Genomic DNA, 16,542 nt, shown 5'->3' on the forward strand with positions numbered 1-16,542 from the left:
CGGGAGCCCGGCCACTCCAAGGCGGTGCACTCATGGCCAGATATCTGCTTCTTCGATTGGGCGATGCCATCCCAACCCTGTTCCTGGTGTTGACCCTGGTCTTTATCGCCATGCGCATCCTGCCGGGTGATCCCGCGCTCGCCGCGTTGGGTGACGCAGCCTTGCCCGAACAGCTGGCTGAGTTCCGGGAGCGCATGGGCCTCAATGTCCCGCTCTGGCAGCAATATTTCAATTTCCTCGGCGGCGTGCTGACGCTCGATTTCGGCCGCTCGCTCCTGTCCAACACGCCCGTGCTGACGCTGATTGCGCAGAACCTGCCCTATACGATCGAGCTGACCCTTGCTGCGATGGCCATGGGCATCGTCGCCGGCATTCCCATGGGTGTTTTGGCCGCCACCAATCGCAACAAGCTCCCCGACGCTGGCGTGCGCCTGTTTTCACTGATCGGCTATGCCATTCCCGACTTCTTCCTTGGGGCGCTGTTGCTGATCACCTTTGCGCTCAATCTGGGGTGGTTCCCGATCAATGGCGCGGGCACCGATTTTGCCAGCCGCATGCACCACATCTTCCTGCCGGCGCTGACCCTCGCCTTCGTCAAGGCCGCGTTTCTCGGCCGGCTGACGCGAACGAGCCTGCTCGAAGTGCTGGGCAAGGACTATGTGCGCACCGCCCGCGCCAAGGGCGCCCGCGAAAAGCGGGTGATCTATAATCACGGGCTGCGCAACGCCATGCTGCCCATCACCACCGGGCTGGGCCTCAGCCTGCTTTCGACGCTCTCGGGCTCGGTCGCGGTGGAGCTGGTGTTCAACCGCCCGGGTATCGGGCGCCTCTTGATCGATGCCATCGCGCAGCGCGATTACGCGGTGATCCAGGGCGGCGTGCTGGTCTTTGCGGTTTTCGTGGTCCTCATCAACCTCCTGATGGACCTTGTTTATGTCGTCGTCGATCCTCGTGTGCGGGTGAGCTGATATGACTGTCGTAACCAACGATCCCGTTCGCCTCGCTCCCGCGCAGCCCAATGCCTTCCAGAAAGTGGGCAAGCTGCTGTTCGGGCGCATCGAAACGACGCTCGCCACCATCATGATCGGCATTTTCATCCTGGTGGCGCTGCTCGCGCCGTGGCTCGCGCCCTATGATCCGCTGGCGCAGTCGATCCTCAAAATCAACCGGCTGCCCAGCGCCGAGAATTGGCTCGGCACCGACCAGTTCGGCCGCGATGTGCTCAGCCGCCTCATCTATGGTTCGCGCAATTCGCTACTGTTCGGCTTCATCTCGCCGGTGCTGGCTGCCTTGTTCGGCACCTTGCTGGGCGTGACTGCCGGCTATTTCGGGGGCGTCACCGACCGCCTGATTTCGCGTGTGATCGATCTCTTGCTGGCCTTCCCCGAATTGCTGCTGGCGATCCTGATCGCAGCCGTGCTCGGGGGCGGGTTCTGGAACATCATCGCGGTGATCACGGTGGCCTTTATTCCCGGCTTTGCCCGTGTCGCCCGCGCCCAGACCCTGTCGATCAAGCAGGAGCCCTTTGTGGAATCGGCCATCGCTGTTGGCGTGCGCACCCCGGTGATCATCATCCGCCACATCATCCCCAACATCATGGCTCCGATCGTGGCGCTGATGACGCTGTGGGTAGCCTCGGCCATCCGCATCGAGGCCTCGCTGAGCTTTCTGGGCATCGGCACGCGCGCGCCCAATCCAAGCTGGGGCAACATCATCCGCGATGGTCTCAATAGCCTCTTTGGTTCGCCCTGGCCGATCATTGGCGCCGGCGTGGCCATTACGCTCGTGGTTCTGTCTTTCAACCTGGTCGGCGATGCCATCCGCGATGCGCTCGACCCCTCGACCGCCCGATAGGAGTGGATATGGCCAATACGGGTGCTCTTGCTGTTGAACGCGTCGTGCCCGATCCCGCGGCCGGGTCGGTGCTGTCCGTGCGGGATCTGCGCACATCCTTTCTGACCTCCAATGGCTGGGTGGAGATCGTCAAGGGCCTGTCCTTTGACATCGGGGCCGAGGAAACGGTGGCCGTGGTCGGGGAATCCGGCTCGGGCAAATCGGTGACCGCGCTTACGATCATGCGCCTGCTTGATCCGGCCGCGAGCCGCGTCGAAGGCTCGGTGCAGTTGGAGGGTCGTGAACTCCTGACACTGCCGCCAGCGGAGATCCGCACTGTGCGCGGCCGGCAGATGGGCATGATCTTTCAGGAGGCCATGACCAGCCTCAACCCGCTCCAGACCGTGGGCCAGCAGATCGCCGAAGTGCTGACCATCCATGGCCGGCATTCGGGACAGGCGGCGACGCAGGAAGCGTTGCGGCTGCTCGAGCGGGTGCGCATCCCGGGGGCCGCGTCCCGCCTCAAGGATTATCCCCATTCGCTTTCGGGCGGCATGCGTCAGCGCGTGATGATCGCCATGGCACTGGCTTGCAAGCCCAAGCTGCTGATTGCCGACGAGCCCACGACCGCACTCGACGTCACCATCCAGGCCCAGATCCTGCAGCTGATCAAGCAGCTGCAAAAGGAAGAAGGCATGGGCGTGCTGTTCATCACCCATGACATGGGCGTGGTGGCCGAAGTGGCCGACCGCACCGTGGTGATGCTGGAAGGGCGCGCGGTGGAGTCGGACACCACCGAAGCCATCTTTGCCCGCGCGCAAAACCCCTACACCCGCGCCCTGATCGCCGCGGTGCCCAAGCTGGGCGAGGGCAGTGAACACGGGCCGCAGCATTTTCCCATTCTCGATCGCGCCACCGGTGTGATCGTGCCGGGTCGGCAGCGTCCCGATACTGTGCGCCGCGACGCCGAGCCGGTGTTGCGGGTGCGCGAACTGGTCAAGCGCTTCGATATCCCGGGGGGCCTGTTTGGTGGGCCAACGGGCCGCGTTCATGCCGTCGAAAAAGTGAGCTTTGATCTGCGCGGCGGGGAAACGCTCTCACTGGTGGGGGAATCGGGTTGCGGCAAGTCCACCACCGGACGGGCGATCATGCGCCTCATCGAGCCGCAAAGTGGGGAGATCAGCATCGGGGGCACCGATATCCGCGCGCTCGACAAGGAGCGGATGCGCGGCATGCGCCGGCATATCCAGATGATCTTCCAGGATCCCTATGCCAGCCTCAATCCACGCATTACGGTAGGTGACGCCATTGCCGAGCCGTTCCTGACCCATAAGCTGGGCACCAAGGCCCAGGCGCGCGACAAAACCATGGACCTGCTCAAGCGGGTCGGGCTCACCCCGGAAATGGCCAACCGCTATCCCGCGCAGTTTTCGGGGGGGCAGCGCCAGCGCATCTGCATCGCCCGGGCGCTGTCGCTCGAGCCCAAGGTGATCGTGGCCGATGAAAGCGTTTCGGCGCTGGACGTCTCGATCAAGGCGCAGGTGGTCAATCTGATGATGGACCTGCAGGAGCAGTTCGGGCTTTCCTACCTCTTCATCTCCCACGACATGGCGGTGGTCGAGCGCATCAGCCACCAGGTGGCAGTGATGTATCTCGGCGAGATCGTCGAGAAGGGCCCGGTCGCGGCCGTGTTCGGCAATCCGCAGCACCCCTATACCAAGCGCCTGATGGCGGCCGTGCCCGTGCCCGATCCCGCCCGCCGCTTGCAGGTGCGCCCCGTCAACAATGACGAGATCAAAAGCCCGCTGCGTCCGGTGGATTTCGAGCCACCCAAGCGGGAATACCGGGAAATCTCACCCGGCCATTTCGTGCAGATCTGGGGCGACGACTGGAAGGTCTAGCGCCTTCTTCGTCCCCCGGCACCGAACAACAAGGATGTTTTCATGAGTTTTCAGGCCCTCGTTACTGACCGCAGCGCTGATGGGAAGGTTTCCTCGGCGCTCCAGACGCTCACCGACGATCGCTTGCCCCAAGGCAATGTCACTGTGGATGTCGATTGGGCAGGGCTCAACTACAAGGACGGGCTGTGCCTGACCGGGGCAGGGGGGCTGGTGCGCAACTATCCCCATGTGGCGGGTATCGATTTTGCCGGTACCGTGCGCGACAGCGAAGACAGCCGCTACAAGGCGGGCGACCCCGTGGTGCTGACCGGCTGGCGCGTGGGGGAAGCCCATTGGGGCGGCTATGCCCAGCGCGCCCGCGTCAATGCCGATTGGCTGGTGCCGCTGCCGCAGGGGCTGACCACCCGCGACGCCATGATCGTGGGTACGGCAGGGCTCACCGCCATGCTCGCCATCAACCGTCTGGAAGCGGCGGGTCTCAAGCCGGACGCGGGCGAAGTGCTGGTCACCGGCGCCGCTGGGGGCGTGGGTACTGTCGCCCTGTCGCTGCTGGGCAAGCTTGGCTACAAGGCCGTGGCGCTCTCCGGCCGTCCCGAACATGGCGACAGCCTCAAGGCGCTGGGCGCTGACAGCATCCTGCCGCGCGACGAGTTCCTGGCCCAACCCGACAAACCGCTGGAATCCGCGCGCTGGGCGGCGGCCATCGACAATGTGGGTGGCCCCCTCCTCGGCAAGCTGCTCAAGCAGGTCAAATATGGTGGTGCCGTTGCGGCCATCGGCAATGCGGCGGGCATCGAACTCAATACCAATGTGCTGCCGTTTATCCTACGGGCCGTATCGCTGCTGGGCATCGACAGCGTGATGCAGCCCTATGAGGCGCGCATTTCGGCCTGGTCCCGCATTTCCCAAACCCTTGATCTGGCCGCTTATGGGGCCATGGTCGAGGAGATCGGGCTCGACGGGCTGCCCGAAGCGGCGGGGCGGATCCTGGCGGGCCAGGTCAAGGGCCGCGTTCTGGTGCGGACCCGCTGATCGATGACCCTGGTTATCGCCCACCAATACGGCGAGCGGCTGGCCGCTTCGGTGGCCGCCGAACTGCCCGAGGAAGTAAGCTTTCACGGAATGGAGCCGACGCCGCAGACCGCCTGGCAAGTGCCGTCCGAAGCCGAGGTGCTGCTGGTCAGTCAGGATAGCGCCGCGGTGGGGCTCCATCCCAACATGCCTGAGCCCGCCGGCTGGCCGTTCAATTTGCGCTGGGTGCATCTGCGCTCCACCGGCATCGACAAATACCCGGCCTGGGTGTTTGCCGTGCCCAAGGTGACGGTGAGCCGGGGCACTTCGGCGGTGCCGATCTCGGAATATGTGCTGGCCGCCATGCTGAGCGTTGCCAAGCGCATTCCCGAGATCTGGACCGATGCGCGCAGCGTCTGGCGGCACCACAAGCTGGGTGAGTTGCATGGCAGCACGCTGGGGATCATCGGCTTTGGGGAGATCGGCCGGGCGGTCGCCGAGCGGGCGCTGCCTTTTGGCATGACGGTGCTCGCGACCCGCCGCTCGCCCCGCCCCAGCGGCATGGATGGCGTCGAGATCGTCTCGCTCCCAGATCTGCTTGGCCGTTCCGACCATATCGCGCTTTGCGCGCCGCTGACGCCGCAAACCCGCGGCATGCTTGATGCAGACGCCTTCGCCGCGCTCAAGCCCGGCGCCCATCTCATCAATATCGGCCGGGGCGCGGTGATCGACACCGAGGCGCTGCGCGCCGCGCTCGATGGGCCGCTGGCCTGCGCCACGCTCGATGTCACCGATCCCGAGCCGCCACCGGAAGGCCATTGGCTCTACACCCATCCAAGGGTGCGGCTGTCTCCGCATATTTCGGGCAGTTCGCCCGAGAGTAATCGCCGCACCACGGCGTTCTTCATCGCCAATCTGGAGCGGTTCATGCGCGGGCAGGACCTCGAAGGTGTGGTCGACCCGTCCGAGCGCTACTGAGCGCCAGCCCGCTTATTCCCTTTCTCCCTTCCACAAGGATGCACCATGCCCCAATGGCTCAAGCGCGGAAAAAATGTTGAGGAGCGCGCCGCCGCCGATCGGCAGGTGCGCGCCACAGTTGAAACCATTCTGGCCGATATCGAAGGGCGCGGCGATGCGGCCGTGCGCGAGCTCTCGGCACGCTTTGACAACTGGGATCGTCCCGATTTCCGCCTGACCCCGGCCGAGATCGACGCCTGCCTCGCCCAACTGACGCCGCAGGACCTGCACGACATCGAATTTGCCCAAACCCAGGTGCGCAACTTCGCCCAAAAGCAGCGCGCGACCCTGCAGGACCTCGAAGTGGAAACCCTGCCGGGTGTGACGCTGGGGCACCGGCATGTGCCCATCAATGCCGTGGGCTGCTATGTGCCGGGCGGCAAATATCCGCTGCTCGCTTCCGCGCATATGTCGGTAATAACCGCCAAGGTCGCCGGCTGCGCGCGCGTGATAACCTGTGCGCCGCCCTTCAACGGCAAGCCCGCCCCGGCGATCGTTGCCGCCCAGCACATGGCCGGTGCCGACGAAATCTATGTCCTGGGCGGTATCCAGGCGATCGGCGCCATGGCCATTGGCACGCAAAGCATCGATCCGGTCGATATGCTGGTGGGCCCTGGCAATGCCTTTGTGGCCGAAGCCAAGCGACAGCTTTACGGCCGGGTGGGGATCGATCTGTTTGCCGGACCGACCGAAACCCTGGTCATCGCCGACGACACGGTGGATGGCGAAATCTGCGCCACTGACCTCTTGGGCCAGGCCGAGCATGGTCCGACCTCGCCGGCGATCCTGTTGACCAATTCGCTGGCACTTGCCCACGAGACGATGCGCGAGATCGAGCGCCTGCTGGGCATCCTGCCCACCGGCCCGGTGGCCCGGCAGGCCTGGGAGGATTTCGGCGAGGTAATCGTTTGCGATAGCTACGAGGAGATGTTGGCCGAGGCCGACCGCATCGCCTCCGAGCACGTTCAGGTGATGACCGATCGTGACCTCTGGTTCCGCGACCATATGAGCAATTATGGCGCCTTGTTCCTGGGCCCGCGCACCAATGTCGCCTATGGCGACAAGGTGATCGGCACCAACCACACCCTGCCGACCCAGAAGGCGGCGCGCTACACCGGAGGGCTATGGGTGGGCAAGTTCCTCAAGACCTGCACCTGGCAGGAGGTCACCACGGACGAGGCCTCGGCAGCCATCGGCGAATATGGCTCGCGCTTGTCCATGCTGGAAGGTTTTGTGGGTCACGCCGAGCAAGCCAATCTGCGCGTGAGGCGCTATGGTGGCCGCAATCTGCCCTACGGCACTGCCGCAGCGCCGCGCACTCAAGCAGCCGAGTAAGCCATGAAAGCCGTTATTGCCGAACTTGAACACAAGCGGGCGGGAGCGAGACTGGGAGGCGGGCAAAAGCGCATCGACACCCAGCACGGCAAGGGCAAGCTGACGGCGCGCGAACGGCTCGATGTGCTGCTCGATCCCGGCAGTTTCGAAGAATACGACATGTTCGTCACCCATCGCGCGACCGAATTCGGCATCGGTGAAACGGTGATCCCCGGCGATGGTGTGGTGACGGGCTGGGGCACGATCGAGGGGCGCCTGGTTTATGTGTTTTCCCAGGATTTCACCGTCTTTGGCGGCTCCCTGTCGGAAACCCATGCCGAAAAGATCTGCAAGATCATGGATCTGGCCATGCAGAATGGCGCGCCGGTAATCGGGCTCAACGACAGCGGCGGCGCCCGCATCCAGGAAGGCGTGGCTTCGCTGGGCGGTTATGCCGATGTGTTCTGGCGCAATGTGCAGGCTTCGGGCGCCATTCCCCAGATCTCGGTGATCATGGGGCCTTGTGCGGGCGGGGCGGTCTATTCCCCGGCGATGACCGACTTCATCTATATGGTCAAGGACACCAGCTATATGTTCGTGACCGGCCCCGACGTGGTCAAGACGGTCACCAATGAAAGCGTGACCCAGGAAGAGCTGGGTGGAGCGTCGACTCACACCAAGCTCTCCTCGGTGGCCGATGCGGCCTTCGAGAACGACATCGAAACCCTGCTTGAAGTGCGGCGCCTCTTCGGCTTTCTCCCGCTCGCGGCCGGGCAGAAGCCGCCGCGCCGCCCGACCCAGGATCCGCTCAACCGCGATGATCCTTCGCTCGATACGATCATTCCCGACAGCGCCAACCAGCCCTATGACATGCGCGAAGTGATCGAGAAGGTTGCCGATGAGGGCGATTTCCTCGAGATCGGCAAGGATCACGCCGGCAATATCCTCTGCGGCTTTATCCGGCTCGATGGCCATCCGGTGGGGGTTGTGGCCAACCAGCCGCTGGTGCTCGCGGGGTGCCTCGATATTTCGGCGAGCAAGAAGGCCGCCCGGTTCATCCGCTTTTGCGACTGCTTTGAAATTCCCGTGCTGACCTTTGTCGATGTGCCCGGCTTTTTGCCGGGCGTGGCGCAGGAATATGGCGGCATCATCAAGCATGGCGCTAAGCTCCTTTTCGCCTATGCCGAAGCCACGGTGCCGCTGGTCACCGTTATCACCCGCAAGGCCTATGGCGGGGCCTATGACGTGATGGCGAGCAAGCACATCAAGGCCGATGTGAACTATGCCTGGCCCTCGGCGGAAATCGCGGTGATGGGCGCCAAGGGTGCAACGGAAATCCTTTATCGCTCGGAGCTGGGGGACAAGAACAAGATCGCCCAGCGCACCGCCGACTACGAAGCGCGCTTCGCCAACCCGTTCGTCGCGGCCGAACGCGGCTTCATCGACGACGTCATCATGCCCCACGGCACCCGGCGGCGGGTGATCCGGGCGTTCTCGACCTTGCGGCACAAGCAAAGCCATGCGCCGCGGAAAAAGCATGGGAATATTCCGCTGTGAGGGGGCTCGAAATACCCCCACCCCAGCCCTCGCAACGTGGGGGAGGGAGGCGCGCCGGTGCACTGGACGGCCCACGCATGACTTCTGATGAGGACCAGCAATGACCATCACTAAACTCCTCATCGCCAATCGGGGCGAGATTGCTTGCCGCGTCATCAAAACAGCCAAGCGGATGGGGATTGCGACGGTCGCGGTTTATTCCGATGCCGACCGTGATGCCCTACATGTGCAGATGGCCGATGAGGCCGTGCATATCGGGCCGTCGCCGGCACGGGACTCTTATCTCCAGATCGACAAGATCATCGCCGCCTGCAAGCAAACCGGGTCGCAGGCGGTGCATCCCGGCTATGGGTTCTTGTCGGAAAATCCGCGCTTTGCCGAGGCGCTTGAGGCCGCGGGGATCATCTTTGTCGGCCCGCCGGTCCGCGCGATCGAGGCGATGGGTGACAAGATCACGTCCAAGAAGCTCGCGGCCGAGGCGGGGGTGTCAACCGTGCCCGGACATATGGGGCTGATCGAGGATGCCGAGGAGGCGGTCTCGATCAGCCAGTCCATCGGCTACCCCGTGATGATCAAGGCTTCGGCCGGCGGTGGCGGCAAGGGCATGCGCATTGCCTGGACCGATGGCGAGGCGCGCGAGGGCTTTGAGCGCTCCAAGTCGGAAGCGGCCTCGTCCTTTGGCGATGATCGCATCTTCATCGAGAAATTCGTCACCGAACCACGCCATATCGAAATCCAGCTGATCGGCGATAGCCACGGCAATGTGCTTTATCTCAACGAGCGGGAATGCTCGATCCAGCGGCGCAACCAGAAAGTGATCGAGGAGGCGCCATCGCCCTTTCTCGACGAAGCGACGCGCCGGGCCATGGGCGAGCAGTCGGTCGCGCTGGCCAAGGCGGTGGGCTATACCAGCGCCGGCACGGTGGAGTTCATCGTCGATGCCGAGCGCAACTTCTATTTCCTCGAAATGAATACCCGCCTGCAGGTGGAGCACCCCGTCACCGAGCTCATCACGGGTCTGGATCTGGTGGAGTTGATGCTGCGTGTCGCCGATGGCGAAGCGCTGCCCCTGACGCAGGACGAGGTGCAGCGGAACGGCTGGGCCATTGAATCGCGCCTTTATGCCGAAGATCCCTATCGCAATTTCCTGCCTTCGACCGGGCGGCTGACGCGCTATCGTCCCCCGGCCCAAAGCCACACGCCCGAGCTCGTGGTGCGCAACGACACGGGCGTGTTCGAAGGCGGGGTAATCTCGACCTTCTACGATCCCATGATCGCCAAGCTCTGCACCTGGGCGCCGACCCGCATCGAAGCGGTGGACGCGATGGCGGTGGCCCTCGACAGTTTCGAGGTGGAAGGGGTGGGCAACAATTTGCCGTTCCTTTCCACCGTTATGGACCAGGAGCGCTTTCGCGAGGGGCGGCTGACCACCGGCTATATCGCCGAGGAATTCCCCGATGGTTTTACCGGCGCGCAATTGCCGCGCGGCCGGCTGATCGAGGTGGCGGCAGCGGCGGCCATGCTGCGGCTGACCGAGGAGGACCGCAAGGGGCTCGTGTCCCATTCCCCCATTGCCGGGGCGGTGGAAGTCTATGGCGAATGGGTGGTGGTGATCGAGGGCGAACAGGTGCCAGTCAAGCTGCGCCGGCTCGATCCGGCCGGCAGCTGGGAGCTTAACCTCTTTGATACGGCGCTGACCGCCGCAAGTTTTGCCTGGCAGCCCGGCGACAGCCTCGCCACCATCGAGTGGCCGACCGGCGAAACGGCAGTGCTGAAGGTCGAGCCGACCACATCGGGCTGCCACATCCGCTATCGGGGGGCCGACCTCAAGCTTTTGGTGCTGCCGCCCCATGTCGCGGCGCTGCTCAAATACATGCCGGTCAAGACGCCGCCCGATATGAGCCGCTATCTGCTCTGCCCCATGCCCGGCCAGGTCGTGCGTATCGACGTGGCCGAGGGCGAGGTCGTGGAGGACGGCCAAACTCTGGCCATCGTCGAGGCGATGAAGATGGAAAACGTGCTCCGAGCCGAAAAGCGCGCCCGCGTCAGCAGAATCCACGCCGCCCCCGGCGCGGTGCTGGCAGTGGATGCGGTGATCATGGAATTTGAGGCGGTGTGATGGGGCTGGTGTTTGTGGAGAGACACCCCCTCCCTGGCCCTCCCCACAAGGGGGAGGGTGACACCGAGTATGTGGCACAGTCTCGCCCCAGCACTGGCATCACCCTCCCCCTTGTGGGGAGGGAAGGGAGGGGGTAGCCGATGCCCACGCGCGCGCAACGCCTGCGCAAGAACCCGACGGCAGCCGAGATCCGCTTATGGCGCCTCATTGCGCCCTTGCGGCTCGGCTCATATCACTTTCGCAAGCAAGCGCCGATCGGCCCCTATATTGCTGATTTTGCCTGCCACCATGCCAAGCTGATCATAGAGATCGACGGCGAGAGCCATTTCCTCGGCGCCGGGCCTCAGCGCGACGCAGCCCGAACCAGCTTCCGTCAGGCTGAAGGATACCGGGTGCTGCGCTTCACCAATCTTGACGTGCACGACAACCCGGATGGCGTTTACGCCAGCGTGTTGGCTGCCCTTGCAACGGATACCGCCCATGCCCGCTAACTTCACCCACTGGGCCACCCTCGCCCAAAAGGAACTGCGCGAGACTCCGGTGTCCGCGCTCAACCGGGATTATGGCGGCACGCCGGTCAAGCCGGTGTATTTCGCCGAGGATGCGCCTCCAATGGACGAGGTGCCGGGCGCCGAGCCGTTTACGCGCGGCATTCGGGCGACCATGTATGCCAACCGGCCTTGGACGATCCGGCAATATGCGGGCTTTTCCACCGCCCGGGAGTCCAACGAATTTTATCGCCAGGCGCTGGAGCGGGGTCAAAAGGGACTTTCGGTGGCGTTCGATCTCGCGACCCATCGCGGATATGACAGTGATCATCCCCGTGTTGTGGGCGACGTCGGCAAAGCGGGGGTGGCCATCGACAGCGTCGAGGACATGAAGATCCTCTTTGCCGGCATTCCGCTCGACCAGATGAGCGTGTCGATGACCATGAATGGCGCGGTGATCCCGGTCTTGGCCATGTTCATCGTGGCGGCCGAAGAGCAGGGCGTCCCCCAGGCCAAGCTCGAAGGCACCATCCAGAACGACATCCTCAAGGAGTTCATGGTCCGCAACACCTATATCTATCCGCCCGAGCCCTCCATGCGGATCGTGGGCGACATCATCGCCTACACCGCCCGGCACATGCCGCGCTTCAACTCGATCTCGATTTCGGGCTACCACATGCACGAAGCCGGGGCGACGGCGGTGCAGGAGCTCGCCTATACGCTGGCCGACGGCATCGAATATGTGCGGGCGGCGCAGGGGCGCGGGCTCGATATTGACGCCTTTGCCGGGCGGCTGAGCTTTTTCTTCGGCATCGGCATGAACTTCTTCCTCGAGATCGCCAAGCTCCGGGCCGCGCGCCAGCTCTGGAGCGAGATCATGACGGGGCTGGGGGCCAAGGACCCGCGCTCCAAGATGCTGCGCACCCATTGCCAGACGTCGGGCGTGTCGCTGACCGAGCAGGACCCGCACAACAACATCATCCGCACTACGATCGAGGCGCTGGCGGCCACGCTGGGCGGCACGCAGTCGCTGCACACCAATTCCTTTGATGAAGCCATTGCGCTGCCGACCGAGTTTTCCAGCCGGATCGCGCGCAATACCCAGCTGATCCTCCAGCACGAAACCCGCATCACCGATGTGGTCGACCCGCTGGGCGGCTCGTTTTATATCGAGGCGCTGACGGCTGAACTGGTGGCCGGCGCCAAGGCGCTGATCGGGGAAGTGGAAGCCATGGACGGCATGACGGCGGCCGTGCAAAGCGGTGGCCCCAAGCTCGCCATCGAAACGGCGGCCGCGCAGCGCCAGGCCCGCATCGATCGCGGCGAGGACGTGATCGTGGGCGTCAACCGCTTCCGGCTTGATGCCGAAGAGCCGCTCGCCACCCGCCAGATCGACAATGCCAAGGTTCGCGACGAACAGGTCGCGGTCCTGGAGCAGGTGCGCCGCACCCGTGACGAGGCCCTGTGCCAATCCATGCTCGCGGCCCTGCGGGAGATGGCGGCCATGGATGAAGGCAATCTGCTGGCGGCGGCCATTGCCGCGGCGCGCGCCCGCGCGACCCTCGGGGAAATCAGTGGGGCGCTGGAAGATGTGTTTGGCCGCCACTCCGCCACCAACCGGGTGATTTCAGGCATCTATGCCGCCAGCTACGAGGGCGACCCCGAATACAGCACCGTCGCCGAGCGCGTTTCTGCGTTCAAGGCGAGCCGGGGCCGGGCGCCCTCGCTGCTGGTGGCCAAGATGGGGCAGGACGGGCACGATCGCGGCGCCAAGATCATCGCTTCGGCTTTCGCCGATCTGGGCTTCGCGGTGCATCTGGGGCAATTGTTCCAGACGGCGCAGGAGGTGGCCGATGATGCCGCCAGGCTCGATGTCGATGCCGTTGGCGTATCGTCGCTGGCGGCCGGGCACCTGACGCTGGTGCCTGAATTGATTGCGGCCCTGCGCGAGCGGGCACTTGGCGACACCACCGTGATCGTGGGTGGCGTGATCCCGGAAGGGGATTACGCCTTCTTGCTGGATGCTGGCGTGGCGGCCATTTTTGGCCCCGGCACCAATGTGCTGTCCGCTGCCTTTGCCCTCCTGGACCAGATCGAGGGCCGGCTCAGCAACCGCTAACCGGTCAGTTCTTGTCGACGGGCCTCGAGCGCATGCGGGACACCGTTTCGCGCTCCGCCCGCTTGCCGCGCAGCGGCGGCAGGCCGCGATCGAGCAGCGCCATATCCTCGAGCACCATGTCGCCCATGCGCTTGAAGGCGATATCGAGGGCCCCCGCCCGATGCGCCGAGCGCAACAGTCCCTCAAGACTGCGGGCGGGATGATCGAGGGGCAGCGGCTCTTCGGGGAAGACATCGGTTGCCGCCCGGATATGACCGCTGCGCACCGCCTCCATCAGCGCCTCGAAATCCACCACGTCGGCGCGGCTGAGAAGGATGAACGCGGCGCCCGGGCGCATGCTGTTGAAGGCCTCGGCGCCAAGGAACGCCTTGTTTTCCGAGGTTACGGCAGCGACGACGAACACGAAGTCGCTTTGCGTCAGCACGTCGTCGAGCGTCGCCGGCACGACGCCATGCTCTTCGAGCAGCGATGGTGGCAGCCACGGGTCGAACACGCGAACCCGGGCGCGAAAGCCGGCGAGGAGCCGGTTGAGCGTGCGGCCCAGATCGCCAAAGCCGATAATGCCGATCTCCGAGCCGCTCAGCAGCCGGGCGCTCCGGTTGCCGTCGCCACCCCAAAGCTCGGTGCCGGTGCCGAAGGCCGCATCATTGCCGCTGATCCCGCGCGCCAGATCGAGCGCCAGGCCGAGGCCCAGCTCCGCTACCGGCTCGGCAAACACCGCTCCGGTGGTGACCACATGGATGCCCCGCTCGAACAACGTGTCGTAGGGCATGTTGTTGATGAGATTGCTTTCGACATTAAAGACGCAGCGCAGATTGGTGAGCTGGTCGAGAACCGCCGGGGAGATGGGCGGCTGACCCAGAATATAACGCGCCGCGGCGAGACTTTCTCCGGGGACGGCATCGAGCGCGGTTGGCTCGATCTCGAGCACCCGATAGCGGGCCAACAGCGCGGCGCGCGCTTCGGGCGTGAAGATGAGATCGATGCTGCGGGGATGGGGCGCGCTGATGATGAGGGGTTTGGCGTCGGAGGGCATAGGGCACCATGGCGAGGCAAAGGCGTGCCGGGGCGCGCTCGCCGCCACGGTCACACCCGGTCTGCCGGTTGTTGAGAGAAAGGCAGGCGGCGGAACGCTCCGGGAGCGCCCCGCCACGGCGATCACTGGGCTGAACTATTGGCAGGCGCCGGGATCGGCCTGGGTGCACTTGTTGAATTCGAGATAGGTGAATTCTTCCACCGGCTCGCCTTCGATCAGCTTGATCATCAGGTCAGGGGCTTGGTGGCCCATCTCGAAGGGCTGCTGGGCCACATTGGCGTGCGAACGGCCTTGCTTGAACGCCTGGACCTGGGTGTCAAGCAAGTCGGAGGATACGATCACGATCTCCTTGGATTGGAGCTTGTCCATAATCGGGTCGGTGACCTGGGTATAGGCCTGCGGGCTGAACTGGGCCCAGCCGCCAACGAGGAAGAGGGCGTCGATATCGGGATTGGCGGTCAGCACGTCGGTGAGCTGGGTATTGGCCAGCGCCGAGTCGTCATTGGTGTAGACGGGGCAGCCTTCCACTTCGGTCCAGCCACCCTGGCCGGTGAGGCGGTCGGTGTTTTCGGCGCCCGCGAGCGTGTCGCGCGCGCCGGCGACGCGCTCATTGATGTTGGCCGCCGCCACATTGCCGAGCTGGAAGCAGACCGTGCCGCCCTCGGGCTTGAGCGCCATCAGCTCCTTGGCGATTTCCTCGCCCAGCAGATAATTGGAGTGCCCAATGAAGCCCTTGCGCAGCGATGCATCGGCTTCCAGCAGATCGGCATCGATGGTCATGATCGGGATCGTGGGGGCACGCTGTTTCAGCAAGTTCGCCATGGCGGGTGCATTGGAGGGCGAGATCGCCATCGCAGCCACCCCACGGGTCAGCAGATCGTCCACGATCTGGACCTCGCCCGCCTCATCCGATGACAGGGCCGGGCCGGTATAGGTGCAGATATATTCGGAATCCGGGTTTTCCTCGTTCCACAACTCGCAGCCCTGGTGCATCTCCTCGAAATAGGGATTGTCGAGGCCCTTGACGACGATGGCGAGTTCTTTCTTGTCCTGCGCCATAACCGGGTTGCAGGCCATGACGAGGGCGCTGCCGGCGAGCAGCAGCCACAGTTTGGTGTTCATTGTCTCACTCCCATATTCTCAGTTCGGGCTCGTTGGCCCGCAACAATAAGCAGACACGGGCAACACGCCCGCTCCTCAGTCGGCTTCAATAAAGTAGGGGTCTTCAACTGGCGGAAAAGCCGCCAGCCTCCTCACAATACAATGCTTAGTACCCGCAAGCGCGAAGTCAACTGGCTAGTTCGAGCGGTTGTGCTTGGCTCAGCCAAGCAGGAGCATTGACGTGCCCGACTGGGCCAACCTAAGCTTGCCGGCAAAGGAGGCGGGCAAACCGCCGGGGCGAGGAGCGATGGCATGAGCGTGTTGGAGCTGGACCACGTGTCCAAGCACTATGGTGCGATCCAGGCCCTGAGTGATGTTTCCCTCACGCTCAAAGCCGGGGAATGCGTGGGGCTGGTGGGCGACAATGGCGCGGGCAAGTCGACGCTGGTCAAGATCATCGCCGGTAACTTCCACCCGAGCAGCGGCGAAATCCGGATCGATGGGCAAAAGACCGATCTGCATAGCCCTAAGGACGCGCGCACCAAGGGAATCGAGATCGTCTACCAGGACCTGGCGCTGGCCGACAATCTGACCGCGGCCGCCAATATCTTCATGGGCCGCGAGCTCACCAATGGCTTTGGCATTCTCGATTATCGCGGCATGTACAGGCGGGCAGGGGAGCTGTTTGCCGAGCTGAAGTCCGAAACCCGGCCGCGCGATGTGGTGCGGCGTATGTCGGGCGGGCAGCGCCAGGCCGTGGCGATTGCGCGAACGCGGCTATCCAACCCCAAGATCGTGCTGATGGACGAGCCGACGGCGGCCATCAGCGTGCGCCAGGTGGCCGAAGTGCTCAACCTCATCCGGCGCCTCAAGGACCAGGGCATGGCCGTAGTGCTGATCAGCCACCGCATCCCCGATATTTTCGAAGTTTGCGACCGGCTGATCGTGCTGCGGCGGGGGCGTAAGGTTGGCGACAAGCGCGTCGCCGACTCCTCGCCCCAGGAGGTCACCGGCCTCATCACCGGCGCCATCGAACAGGTCTAGGG

Annotated in this window: 13 protein-coding genes; 11 read left to right on the forward strand and 2 right to left on the reverse strand. The window is 64.2% G+C overall.

Annotated features, from left to right (window positions below; all coding sequences use genetic code 11):
• The first annotated feature begins 32 nt into the window (after nucleotides 1–32).
• From ELX51_RS04865 to scpA, 10 genes are all read left to right on the forward strand, one after another.
• Nucleotides 33–968 carry an ABC transporter permease gene (locus ELX51_RS04865; protein WP_127752463.1) on the forward strand — a complete coding sequence of 312 codons (936 nt, stop codon included), beginning with the start codon at nucleotides 33–35 and terminating at the stop codon, nucleotides 966–968.
• Nucleotide 969: 1 nt separating this feature from the next.
• Complete coding sequence (locus ELX51_RS04870) at nucleotides 970–1,854, forward strand: ABC transporter permease (protein WP_127752464.1); 885 nt, start codon at nucleotides 970–972, stop codon at nucleotides 1,852–1,854.
• Between the two features lie 8 nt (nucleotides 1,855–1,862).
• Nucleotides 1,863–3,734 (forward strand): ABC transporter ATP-binding protein, encoded by a 1,872-nt coding sequence (locus tag ELX51_RS04875; RefSeq protein WP_127752465.1) that lies wholly within the window; start codon nucleotides 1,863–1,865, stop codon nucleotides 3,732–3,734.
• Nucleotides 3,735–3,776: 42 nt separating this feature from the next.
• Nucleotides 3,777–4,766, forward strand: a complete 990-nt coding sequence (locus ELX51_RS04880) for an oxidoreductase (RefSeq protein WP_127752466.1) — start codon at nucleotides 3,777–3,779, stop codon at nucleotides 4,764–4,766.
• A 3-nt stretch (nucleotides 4,767–4,769) separates the two neighbouring features.
• Complete coding sequence (locus ELX51_RS04885) at nucleotides 4,770–5,723, forward strand: NAD(P)-dependent oxidoreductase (RefSeq protein WP_127752467.1); 954 nt, start codon at nucleotides 4,770–4,772, stop codon at nucleotides 5,721–5,723.
• Nucleotides 5,724–5,768: 45 nt separating this feature from the next.
• Entirely contained in the window at nucleotides 5,769–7,097 is a 1,329-nt protein-coding gene (hisD, locus tag ELX51_RS04890) for a histidinol dehydrogenase (RefSeq protein ID WP_127752468.1), read from the forward strand.
• Between the two features lie 3 nt (nucleotides 7,098–7,100).
• Nucleotides 7,101–8,633, forward strand: a complete 1,533-nt coding sequence (locus ELX51_RS04895) for an acyl-CoA carboxylase subunit beta (RefSeq protein ID WP_127752469.1) — start codon at nucleotides 7,101–7,103, stop codon at nucleotides 8,631–8,633.
• 100 nt (nucleotides 8,634–8,733) lie between these two features.
• Nucleotides 8,734–10,752: an acetyl/propionyl/methylcrotonyl-CoA carboxylase subunit alpha gene (locus tag ELX51_RS04900; protein ID WP_127752470.1), complete on the forward strand. Its 2,019-nt coding sequence runs from the start codon at nucleotides 8,734–8,736 to the stop codon at nucleotides 10,750–10,752.
• 140 nt (nucleotides 10,753–10,892) lie between these two features.
• Nucleotides 10,893–11,243: an endonuclease domain-containing protein gene (locus ELX51_RS04905; protein WP_127752471.1), complete on the forward strand. Its 351-nt coding sequence runs from the start codon at nucleotides 10,893–10,895 to the stop codon at nucleotides 11,241–11,243.
• Complete coding sequence (scpA, locus tag ELX51_RS04910) at nucleotides 11,233–13,359, forward strand: methylmalonyl-CoA mutase (protein ID WP_127752472.1); 2,127 nt, start codon at nucleotides 11,233–11,235, stop codon at nucleotides 13,357–13,359. Before ELX51_RS04905 ends, scpA begins: the two co-directional genes overlap by 11 nt.
• A gap of 4 nt (nucleotides 13,360–13,363) precedes the next feature.
• On the opposite strand, the gene ELX51_RS04915 is transcribed toward scpA, so the two are convergent.
• Nucleotides 13,364–14,395, reverse strand: a complete 1,032-nt coding sequence (locus ELX51_RS04915) for a hydroxyacid dehydrogenase (protein WP_127752473.1) — start codon at nucleotides 14,393–14,395, stop codon at nucleotides 13,364–13,366.
• A 135-nt stretch (nucleotides 14,396–14,530) separates the two neighbouring features.
• Nucleotides 14,531–15,517: a substrate-binding domain-containing protein gene (locus tag ELX51_RS04920; RefSeq protein WP_127752474.1), complete on the reverse strand. Its 987-nt coding sequence runs from the start codon at nucleotides 15,515–15,517 to the stop codon at nucleotides 14,531–14,533.
• A 291-nt stretch (nucleotides 15,518–15,808) separates the two neighbouring features.
• On the opposite strand from ELX51_RS04920, the gene ELX51_RS04925 reads away from it, so the two are divergent.
• Nucleotides 15,809–16,540, forward strand: coding sequence for an ATP-binding cassette domain-containing protein (locus tag ELX51_RS04925; RefSeq protein ID WP_127752475.1), 732 nt, complete (start codon nucleotides 15,809–15,811; stop codon nucleotides 16,538–16,540).
• The last annotated feature ends 2 nt before the right edge of the window (nucleotides 16,541–16,542 follow it).

It is taken from the genome of Devosia sp. 1566 (genome assembly GCF_004005995.1).
In the GTDB taxonomy this organism is placed as follows: Bacteria; Pseudomonadota; Alphaproteobacteria; order Rhizobiales; family Devosiaceae; genus Devosia.